Annotated in this window: 12 protein-coding genes; 10 read left to right on the top strand and 2 right to left on the bottom strand. The window is 34.8% G+C overall.

Annotated elements, in window-relative coordinates; all coding sequences use genetic code 11:
* The 8 genes from PGR14_RS15565 to PGR14_RS15530 all read left to right on the top strand — a co-directional run.
* Positions 1-557 (top strand): TetR family transcriptional regulator (locus tag PGR14_RS15565; RefSeq protein ID WP_270223690.1); only part of this gene is annotated, 557 nt, incomplete at its 5' end.
* 64 nt (positions 558-621) lie between these two features.
* On the top strand, positions 622-1,785 hold the full coding sequence (locus tag PGR14_RS15560) for an MFS transporter (protein ID WP_270223689.1): 1,164 nt from the start codon (positions 622-624) through the stop codon (positions 1,783-1,785).
* A 329-nt stretch (positions 1,786-2,114) separates the two neighbouring features.
* Positions 2,115-2,582 carry a hypothetical protein gene (locus PGR14_RS15555; protein ID WP_005340973.1) on the top strand — a complete coding sequence of 156 codons (468 nt, stop codon included), beginning with the start codon at positions 2,115-2,117 and terminating at the stop codon, positions 2,580-2,582.
* 57 nt (positions 2,583-2,639) lie between these two features.
* Entirely contained in the window at positions 2,640-2,972 is a 333-nt protein-coding gene (locus tag PGR14_RS15550; RefSeq protein WP_055249541.1) for a DUF3784 domain-containing protein, read from the top strand.
* Positions 2,973-3,115: 143 nt separating this feature from the next.
* Positions 3,116-3,670 carry a zinc-ribbon domain-containing protein gene (locus tag PGR14_RS15545; protein WP_270223688.1) on the top strand — a complete coding sequence of 185 codons (555 nt, stop codon included), beginning with the start codon at positions 3,116-3,118 and terminating at the stop codon, positions 3,668-3,670.
* A gap of 263 nt (positions 3,671-3,933) precedes the next feature.
* Complete coding sequence (locus PGR14_RS15540; RefSeq protein WP_242856310.1) at positions 3,934-4,482, top strand: type IV toxin-antitoxin system AbiEi family antitoxin domain-containing protein; 549 nt, start codon at positions 3,934-3,936, stop codon at positions 4,480-4,482.
* The gene (locus PGR14_RS15535) at positions 4,473-5,384 is read left to right on the top strand and encodes a nucleotidyl transferase AbiEii/AbiGii toxin family protein (RefSeq protein WP_207719298.1); all 912 of its coding nucleotides are present in this window, start codon (positions 4,473-4,475) and stop codon (positions 5,382-5,384) included. Before PGR14_RS15540 ends, PGR14_RS15535 begins: the two co-directional genes overlap by 10 nt.
* A gap of 99 nt (positions 5,385-5,483) precedes the next feature.
* Positions 5,484-5,708 carry a DUF6462 family protein gene (locus PGR14_RS15530; RefSeq protein ID WP_055249545.1) on the top strand — a complete coding sequence of 75 codons (225 nt, stop codon included), beginning with the start codon at positions 5,484-5,486 and terminating at the stop codon, positions 5,706-5,708.
* Positions 5,709-5,867: 159 nt separating this feature from the next.
* Here the strand turns inward: PGR14_RS15530 and PGR14_RS15525 are convergent, their stop codons facing one another.
* On the bottom strand, positions 5,868-6,221 hold the full coding sequence (locus PGR14_RS15525; RefSeq protein ID WP_020993869.1) for a cupin domain-containing protein: 354 nt from the start codon (positions 6,219-6,221) through the stop codon (positions 5,868-5,870).
* Between the two features lie 140 nt (positions 6,222-6,361).
* Here PGR14_RS15525 and PGR14_RS15520 point away from each other — a divergent pair, with 140 nt between their 5' ends.
* Both PGR14_RS15520 and PGR14_RS15515 read left to right on the top strand, forming a co-directional pair.
* Positions 6,362-6,694, top strand: a complete 333-nt coding sequence (locus PGR14_RS15520; protein ID WP_008373705.1) for a winged helix-turn-helix transcriptional regulator — start codon at positions 6,362-6,364, stop codon at positions 6,692-6,694.
* Positions 6,695-6,785: 91 nt separating this feature from the next.
* Positions 6,786-6,995: a DUF6219 family protein gene (locus PGR14_RS15515; RefSeq protein ID WP_008392833.1), complete on the top strand. Its 210-nt coding sequence runs from the start codon at positions 6,786-6,788 to the stop codon at positions 6,993-6,995.
* Positions 6,996-7,100: 105 nt separating this feature from the next.
* On the opposite strand, the gene PGR14_RS15510 is transcribed toward PGR14_RS15515, so the two are convergent.
* On the bottom strand, positions 7,101-7,501 hold a 401-nt coding region (locus tag PGR14_RS15510; RefSeq protein ID WP_270223685.1), incomplete at its 5' end, for a CpXC domain-containing protein.

Here is a 7,501-nt window from a genome sequence, read left to right as displayed (position 1 = left end):
GTACTATTTATATTCTAGCACCAACTAAGGGAGCGGTGTATCATCACTTTTCATCAAAAGATGATATATTGGATGCTATAGAGGATAAACTATTAGTAGAGAATAACCCGTTTAAAAAGGTATTAGTGTATTCTGAGTTAACAGGTATTGAATTGATAAAAAAGGCGTTTTTGTTAGGAATAGAAGATCAAGAACAGCAATATTATAATAAAATAAGTATGAGAACTTGGCGCCAAAGTGAAAAGATTCAAAGTCCTAAGATGATTGCAAAAATGATTGAAATTAATAAAAATATTCTGGCACCTGATTTATGCAAAATAGTAGAAAAGGGTATTAAAGATGGATCGGTAAATACAGAATATCCAAAGGAGATTTCAGAACAGATATTAGTTCAAATAAATATAGGTTTATTACTTTCGATTTCTGATATTACAGAGAAAGAATTAACAAGAAAAATAGATTTTATTTCAGAATGGACAAAAAATATGGGAGTAGATTTTTTGGACAAAGAATTAAAAGAAAAATTGAAACACGTCTTTATGGAATATTGTGAATAAAATGGGAATTTCCCCATTTTATTTTTTGAACATAACATACCACCGGTATGTAAAGGAGAAAAAAATGAATACATATTATTTATATTTAATAGGACAGGCAAACTCGCTGGTAATTAATCAAATGCTAAAATTTGCGTTATATATGTACATTTTAGATAATACAGGTTCATCAGTTATATATTCGAATATCATAGCATTTTCTATGCTACCAATAATTTTCTTTAGTCCAATTGCTGGATGGATCTGTGATTATGTGAAAAAGAAAAAATTAATAGTTATGTTAGACGTTACATCAGGCATAATACTTAGCTTGTTTTTCCTTTTATCTAATAAAGTAATAGCAATTTGCATCATTTTATTTATATTAGGGATATTAGGGATGTTAGAAACACCAGCTACTCAGGCGGCAGTACCACTAATTACAGATGATTTAAATAAAACTAATACAGAAATAGCACAGATATCGTCTATTTCAGCAATATTAGCACCAATTCTAGGTGGAGTTATATATAATACATTTTCCATAAATAAGATTATTATTTTTTCTATAATTGGTTTTGGGATTACCGCTTTTTTGGAAAGTTTAATAAAAATGAAAAATGAACAATGCATAAGGGATAGTGCAATATTGGGAATAAAACAGGGAATAAAGTATTTGTTTGTGGAAGAAAAAGAAATTCTTAAATTAGTGTTGTATGCAGGCGTAATTTCCTGTGAAATAACAGGGCTGCTTACAATTGCATTTCCATATATCATAAGAAATACGTTACAGTATAGTACAACAGTCTATGGATATGCAGAAGGAAGCCTGGGAATAGCTGCAATCGGTGCAACTTTTTATTATTCTTTTACAAGAAGAAAGTGGGGTAGTAATAAAACAAATAATCTTGTTATTGGAATAGGCGGGTGCGTTATGATAACGGGAATTATTTTGTGGATATGTCAAACAAGGAATGCAATATTTATTACTATTTTAGTACTATGTAGCATAATTCAGTTTAATATTAATATTTTTTCAATAGTATGTTTATCTGATATTATGAGAAAAACAAAAGAAGAATATATGGGGAGAATTATGGGATTTGTATCTATGATAACCAATATGTTTCAACCGATAAGCCAGATTATTTATGGGAGAGGGTTAGAATATACAATATCAGGGTTCGGAAAATTTCTTATTGTGATAGCAGTAAGTATTCTGGGAATTTCTTTATATAGAAAAATGTAATAAAGAGAGACAAAAAATAGTGTTTTGGTGGACAGAAGAAGATTTTTCGATGAAAAAGAGGTATTTTAAATATAGGAGATATCTACCGATTAGAACGAAAGGAGGAAGGAAATATGAGAGTTATTTTACATTGCATCAGTTCTGTTTTTCATAGCGTCAGCTATTGGCTTTACGAGTGGAAATGAAAGTTCTATGGCTATAGTATGGTTATGTCTTGGTTCTTCATTTCTTTGCTTGGGTTCGACTCATAAGAAAAAGGAAAACAATACAGATGATAAATCATTTCCTGCTTGTATTGTTGGAAAATCAGAATTTCAGGAGGTGTTTTTATGCCACAAATGAATAAGGGAGGAAAATTTATTTTCGGGAAATCACTCATTCGGACGGATGGAACATTGCGGATTCCACCGCAGGCAATGGAAGAATATCACATTGCAGATGAAGGAAAAGTATATCTTTTTACCGGAAGTAAGATTACCGGTGGCTTCTGCGTCACCCGGAAAGGCCTTTTGCATCCGTCAAAACTTGGTCACATTTTGGACGATACTCCACCGTTGCTTGACTACTCAGCAGGTTCTGGCGAATTTATCAAATACAAGGGGCGTTCCTACTGCTGGGTAGAAATTTCACAGGAGGGGCAAATTCTTCTTACGAAGAAAATGATGGATTTTTTGAAGGTGAGACCCGGAATGGAGCTGCTCTCTATCCGCAGTAGCGACATCGCGTTTACGATGGGAGCTAAAGGACCGCTATTGGAAAAAGCAGAAAACTATGATGGTGAAATTCCGCTTTTTTAAGTGTAACAATTCCAGTTTATAAAATTAAGAAAATGGAATTTAAGGAGGAGTATGTAAATGAAATTAGCAGATTTAGCAACAGGCTCTGATTGGATAGTGTGGATTGTCTTTGCGATATTTGCTGTACTTTCTATTATTTTACTTTCTGGACATGGAAGCTGGTTCATTTCTGGATATAATACAGCTTCAAATGAAGAAAAGGAAAAATATGATGAAAAGAAGTTATGCAGAACAATGGGAATTGGAATGTCTATTATAGCAATTCTTGCATTAACTATGGGCTTGTTTGAAAAGATTTTGCCTGCATTTTTTGTATATATTGCATTGGGGATTATTTTGGTTGATGTCGTGGTAATTATCATTTTAGGAAACACACTATGCAGAAAGTAATAACTTCCTGTTTGCCAACTTGCCCTTTGAGAGAGGAAAAATCCTTTTCTCAAAGGGCTTTTCTGTTTATACGGATATTCGCAAACTACAAGATAAAGCTAAAACTTCATATACTCTAAGCACAAGGAGGTTGAGGTTTGGCTATGAATAACAGTTTAGCAGAAGTACACCCGGAGCTTGTTTTGGAGTGGTCGGAAAAGAATTTAACGCTTACGCCTGATGACATTACTTTCGGTTCAAATAAAAAAGTATGGTGGAGAGGTGCTTACGGTCATGAATGGCAGGCAAGTGTTAAGGCTCGTTCTAATGGAGAAAAATGCCCGATATGTTCCGGTGCGAGAGTGATTGCAGGGATTAACGATTTGGCAACATTAGAGCCGCTACTGGAAAAGCAGTGGTCGGAAAAGAATAAGATAAAACCGACAGAAGTTTCTATTGGTTCTCATAAGAAAGTGATTTGGAGATGTGAGAAAGGACACGAGTGGGAAGCTGCTGTTAAGAGCAGGACAATAAATAAAACAGGTTGCCCATATTGTTCCCATAATAAAGTGTTGGCAGGATTTAATGACCTTGCAACACTTCTGCCGGATATAGCTGCCGAGTGGTCGGACAGAAATTATCCGACACTTCCAATGCACGTTGCGGTCTTTGCCAATCGTAAAGCTTGGTGGAAGTGTAAGGATTGCGGCAGAGAGTGAGTGAAAAATAATCTAAAAAATAAATTGTGACACAAAGCTGAAATTATAAAAAATGTTTTTTCGAATCTGCAGAAGTCCTGGATTTCTTTTGGAACTTGATACAAAAACATAATACTTTTTGTATCAAGTTGATTTTTTGAACTATTCGTGTATAATATAACTTGATACAAAAACTATCAAGAAATTGTACGAAGTTATTTAAGGAGATGTGCATAAATACGGTTATGAATTATGAATCAATATTTGAACGATATGGAGGAATAATGCGTACCTGCGAACTTACAAGGGAAGGTATATCTTATCAGGTACTTCAAAATCTAATAGAACAAGGAAGAGTAGAAAAGATCAAGTATGGTTATTATCAGTGGCAGGATGAAAAGGCTTTTACAGAAGTGTCAGTAATAACGGCACTCTTTCCCAAAGCTATTATCTGTGACATGTCAGCTGCGATGTATTATGGTTATACGGATCGTGTGCCAGGAGTCTGGCATATAGCTGTAGATAATAAGTCTGCAAGAAACAAATTCAAGCTAGATTTTCCTATCATAAAACCACATTTTATTGAAACATCCAGATTGAATATTGGTGTGAGTGAAGGAAACATAGATGGAATTACGGTAAAGATTTATGACAGAGAGCGTGTTGTATGTGATTGTTTGCGTCATGTTAATACGATGGATGGAGAGGTCTTTAATATTGTAATCCAAAGGTATATTGGTGATAAAAAGAAAGATGCTGCGAAACTAATGATGTATGCCTCAAAGCTTGGTGTGGAGAAGAAAGCAAGAAGGGTGATTGGAATATGGCTGTAAAAGAGATAAAAGATATGGGTGCATCTGTGCTCACCAGATTAAAGAAACAGGCAAAAGAAACAGGAATCAACTATCAGACTTGTCTTCAGCTTTTTGCACAGGAAGAGTTTCTTCGTAAACTTGAAATGTCAGGATATGCAGAGAATCTTGTTTTGAAAGGTGGAATGTTCTTATACACTATTTCAAATTATGAGGGAAGACCAACTATGGATATTGATTTCATGCTAAGAAGAATGTCGAATGATGTAGCTGGAATGAAAACGATCATGGAGGAAATTTGTCAAACAGATACTCACAATGATTTTATTAGTATGGAAGTGCTAGGAACGAGGAAAATCACTCCGGAGAAAAAGTATCCTGGTATAGGTATAAATTTGATGGCTCATATCAAAAATGTGAGAATTCCATTTTCTGTTGATATTGGTGTGGATGACGTGATAGTACCCGGTGCAGTTAAGCGAACTGTGGCAACTAGACTGGAAGGTTTTGAGGAACCAAATATTTATACATATTCTTTGGAGAGCACAATGGCAGAGAAATTTGATGCCATCTTAAAGAGAATGACTGCTTCTAGTAGGATGAAAGATTTTTATGATATTTATTACTGGTCGCAGGTATTTGATTTTGAAGGCAGGGTGTTGCAGGAAGCAATTTTTGAAACCTTGCAACATAGAGGAACGCCATACGAGAAAGATAGCATGGAACAAATAAGAGCATTTGATCAGAATGAATTCCTTCAAAAATTGTGGAATAATTACAATCCCGGACCAGGGCTTGAAAAGCCTGATTTTTCTTCTGTATTGGTTCAGATTAACCGGTTTATTAGCCCTGTATATGGAGCACTACTGCGAGAAGATGAATTTTTTGGGATGTGGTCATCGAAAGAAAACGTATGGAAATAACTTGTTTAAAAAAATTGCATATCAGAGGCTGTATTTTCACCCTCCTTCTTTTGTATATATGAAAGATATTTTTTATGTACGAAGGAAGGAGGTTTTTTCATGCCTAAAGTCAGAAAAGAAATTCCAGAATTGGAAAAGCTGGTGCAGGTCGGAAGAAAGAAATTTGTCCGTTATGAGGAAGGGGTACAATTATATTCTATGGGGTTGCATACATTTCAGGAATTAGCGAAAGATGCAAAAGCAGTCTATCATGTGAAGAGAGTTGTTCTGGTCAATACAGAGATTGTGGATGAATATCTTGAGAATTTCAGAGATGAATTATAAAAAATAAAATGTAATACATGAGGAGCAAAATACGTTAACTTGTTGTCGGACATAAAGTATAATGGTGTTGTAAGGAAGGAGGAAATAGTATGGCAAAAAAGAAATGCACAGTTCTTAGCTTATCGTGAACTGTGCATTTTTGTAAATAAATACTTTTAATTAGCCGATTACGGCATCCTCTGCTGTAAAATGTTCCAGAGAATTTTCTTTTACCTGAATGCAGATATAAGTAATTCCAGAAATATCGGATGCAAAAAACTGACGCTTTGCAGTAGGTGCGATTTTTAGCCAGTCTCCAGTTGAAAGGCTAATTTCTTCTCCGTCAATTATGGCTTTGCCGTTACCTGAAAGAATTCCATAGATTTCTTCATTTTCTTTATGAGAATGAACAAATGGGACATTTGCTCCTGCAGGTAGTTCGTTTAAACTGATTTCTGCACCTGTTAAAGACAACTTTTCATGCAGCTCAATTCGGTTTTCCTTTCCAATAGTTGTTTTTGTGTAATTTGCCATAATAACCTCCATAGTTAATTTGTAGTTTCTGGTTGCTTGGTATTAGTATAGTGTGAGACACATACAAAAACAAGTACGCACCTTTTTGTAACTGTACACTCAAAAATGAATGTGTTACAATAGACTCGGAGGTGAGAATTATGCGAGCAAAAGAAGAATTACCGGAATGCCCAGTTGCAACAGCAGTATCTCTTATCGGAGGAAAATGGAAACTGCTGATTTTGCGTAACTTGAAAGAGCGTCCATGGAGATTCAATGAGCTACAACGAAGTATAGATGGTATTTCACAAAAGGTTTTGACAGATAGTTTAAGACAAATGATGAGTGATGGGCTGGCATATCGCCACGATTACCATGAGCAGCCACCGAGAGTTGAATACGGCTTAACGGAACTCGGAACAAAAATGCTTCCAATTGTTAATTCACTTGCTGACTTTGGTAACTACTATAAATCAATTATTGAACAGAATTAAGGACGTTAGTATTTGAAAAGCTTGAACAATTCCTGTTTGTATATATCTTTTAAAAGGTATATGATTAAGAAAAACGACAGGAGGTATCTGAATGAAATCACATAAATATTGGTCTATCGGTGCACTGATTACAATGCTTGGAACTTTTTATACAGGTTATAAGGGATCAAAAGAAGGCCATAAGTACTTTGCAGCAAGTTCTTTGCTTTGCATGATTATGGCTATTTATACAGGACACAAGATGATTTCTGGTAAAAGTAGGAAGAAAAAAGAAGTTTCAGTAGAGAGTGTTGAAGATTAAAAAACAAAATATTTTAATAAATAACGCCGGTGCAGGATTTTTGATATCCAGTACTGGCGTTATTTATTCTACAGGGGCTTGGGGGTGTAGCCACCAAATATATTATTAATTTTCTTCTTCGGTAAGTTTGTTAAGGATCCACTCCCTATTGATAACAATATCCTCATCATCGCGGAGATCTTTGAAATCAGTGCAGTGTGAAGAAGCAAATTCATACATATTGTCAATGTCAATTGCACCAGTGATCTCACTCTTATTAATGATTATAAGAATATTTGTTCCGTCGTCGTCGACAGCAAAGCGCAGTTCATCAAATTCTTTATCAGGATTATTCTCGTGAAGAAAATCTGTCACAAGTAATTTAACAAGTTCCATTATCCTGTCATCTTTACCTGCATCAAAAATCTGTATCTTTTCAACGAGCTGATTTGGTGATGTTACGATTCGGGCTAAATATTTTTTAGTACGAAAATCAAACAAAGCATCGGTTGTAACTTTTTTATGAA

This window comes from Coprococcus sp. AF99-45, from assembly GCF_027663865.1.
GTDB lineage: Bacteria > Bacillota > Clostridia > Lachnospirales > Lachnospiraceae > Allocoprococcus > Allocoprococcus comes.
Note: the sequence above shows the minus strand (reverse complement) of the source record. Positions and strands in the feature narration are given on the sequence as shown.

What these genes read in the sequence shown, in the direction of transcription:
- PGR14_RS15555 (WP_005340973.1), top strand. Translation starts at nt 2,115, where the DNA reads ATGCCACAAATGAATAAGGGAGGAAAATTTATTTTCGGGAAATCACTC.
- PGR14_RS15540 (WP_242856310.1), top strand. Translation starts at nt 3,934, where the DNA reads ATGCGTACCTGCGAACTTACAAGGGAAGGTATATCTTATCAGGTACTT.
- PGR14_RS15550 (WP_055249541.1), top strand. Translation starts at nt 2,640, where the DNA reads ATGAAATTAGCAGATTTAGCAACAGGCTCTGATTGGATAGTGTGGATT.
- PGR14_RS15535 (WP_207719298.1), top strand. Translation starts at nt 4,473, where the DNA reads ATGGCTGTAAAAGAGATAAAAGATATGGGTGCATCTGTGCTCACCAGA.
- PGR14_RS15530 (WP_055249545.1), top strand. Translation starts at nt 5,484, where the DNA reads ATGCCTAAAGTCAGAAAAGAAATTCCAGAATTGGAAAAGCTGGTGCAG.
- PGR14_RS15545 (WP_270223688.1), top strand. Translation starts at nt 3,116, where the DNA reads ATGAATAACAGTTTAGCAGAAGTACACCCGGAGCTTGTTTTGGAGTGG.
- PGR14_RS15520 (WP_008373705.1), top strand. Translation starts at nt 6,362, where the DNA reads ATGCGAGCAAAAGAAGAATTACCGGAATGCCCAGTTGCAACAGCAGTA.
- PGR14_RS15515 (WP_008392833.1), top strand. Translation starts at nt 6,786, where the DNA reads ATGAAATCACATAAATATTGGTCTATCGGTGCACTGATTACAATGCTT.
- PGR14_RS15525 (WP_020993869.1), bottom strand. Translation starts at nt 6,221, where the DNA reads ATGGCAAATTACACAAAAACAACTATTGGAAAGGAAAACCGAATTGAG.
- PGR14_RS15560 (WP_270223689.1), top strand. Translation starts at nt 622, where the DNA reads ATGAATACATATTATTTATATTTAATAGGACAGGCAAACTCGCTGGTA.